The sequence below is a fragment of the Microbispora sp. H10836 genome (genome assembly GCF_012999525.1).
Classification (GTDB): domain Bacteria; phylum Actinomycetota; class Actinomycetes; order Streptosporangiales; family Streptosporangiaceae; genus Microbispora.
This window is the reverse complement of record NZ_JABBWU010000063.1, coordinates 1-1,214: the sequence shown is the minus strand read 5'-3', so window position 1 is coordinate 1,214 and position 1,214 is coordinate 1. Positions and strand designations below refer to the sequence as shown.

The following is a 1,214-nucleotide window of genomic DNA, read 5'->3' as shown; positions in this document are numbered from 1 at the left end:
CCGCACCCGCTACGGCAACACCGGCACCCAGGCCACCGTCGAAGGCATCAGCATCTCCGGCGTCGGCCACCAGCTGCCGATGAGCGGCCAGATCGCCTACGCCATCTCCTTCCTCGGCCTCGACGGCGTGACGACCTCCCCGTCCCCGTCCCCCTCCCCGAGTAGTTCGCCGAGCAGTTCGCCGAGCAGTTCGCCCAGTAACTCGCCGTCCCCCGGCGGCGGACCGGGCGCCTGCCGGGTCAGCGCCACCGTGAACGCCTGGAACAACGGGCTGACCGAGAACATCACGGTCACCAACACCGGTTCCTCGGCCGTCAACGGCTGGTCGCTGGCCTTCACTCTCCCGAGCGGGCAGACCATCACCGGCGGGTGGAACGCCACCTACTCGCCCACCAGCGGACAGGTCACGGCGAAGAACGTCAGCTACAACGGCTCGCTGGCACCCGGAGCCTCCACCGAGATCGGCTTCCAGGCCACCCACACCGGCAACGCCGCCAAGCCCACCGCGTTCACGCTCAACGGAAACACCTGCACCGTCTCCTGACGCCTCCCTATCCCCTGGAGATCTCCGTGCGCTTCATCAGACATCGGCGCTGGCTCGCGGCCGGAGTGGCCGCGGCGCTGAGCGTCCTCGGCGTCGCGGCCGCCGGCTCCGCCCAGGCCGCCGCGGGCTGCCGGGTCACCTACACGGTGACCAACCAATGGCAGGGCGGCTTCGGCGCCAACGTCGACGTGGTCAACCTGGGCGACCCGGTCGACGGCTGGCGCCTGACCTGGTCGTTCCCCGCCGGGCAGACGATCAGCCAGCTGTGGAACGGCAGCTACACGCAGTCCGGCGCCCAGGTCACGGTGACCAACGCCTCCTACAACGGCGGCATCCCGACCGGCGGCAGCGCGTCGTTCGGCTTCAACGGCTCCTGGACCTCGTCCAACCCCGTGCCGGCGAGTTTCGCGCTGAACGGCACCACCTGCAGCGGCACCGTCACCAGCCCCTCGGCGAGCCCCAGTGCCAGTCCCAGCGCCAGTCCCAGCGCCAGTCCCAGCGCCAGTCCCAGCGCCAGCCCCTCGCCGTCGCCTTCGCCGTCGCCTTCGCCGTCGGTGAGTCCGTCGGGTGGGCCGTGGCCGCCGTCGTCGACGTACTCCAACCCGGTGTTGTGGCAGGACCTGGCCGACATCGACATCTTCCGGGTCGACGACACCTACTACTACTCGGC

The 1,214-nt window shown here is 70.3% G+C and carries 2 protein-coding genes; both read left to right on the top strand.

What is annotated here, in order from left to right; translation table 11 throughout:
• Nucleotides 1-544: cellulose binding domain-containing protein (locus tag HHX30_RS40250; protein ID WP_169989204.1), on the top strand; the 544-nt coding region annotated here is incomplete at its 5' end.
• Between the two features lie 26 nt (nucleotides 545-570).
• Nucleotides 571-1,214 (top strand): cellulose-binding domain-containing protein (locus tag HHX30_RS40245; protein ID WP_169989203.1); only part of this gene is annotated, 644 nt, incomplete at its 3' end.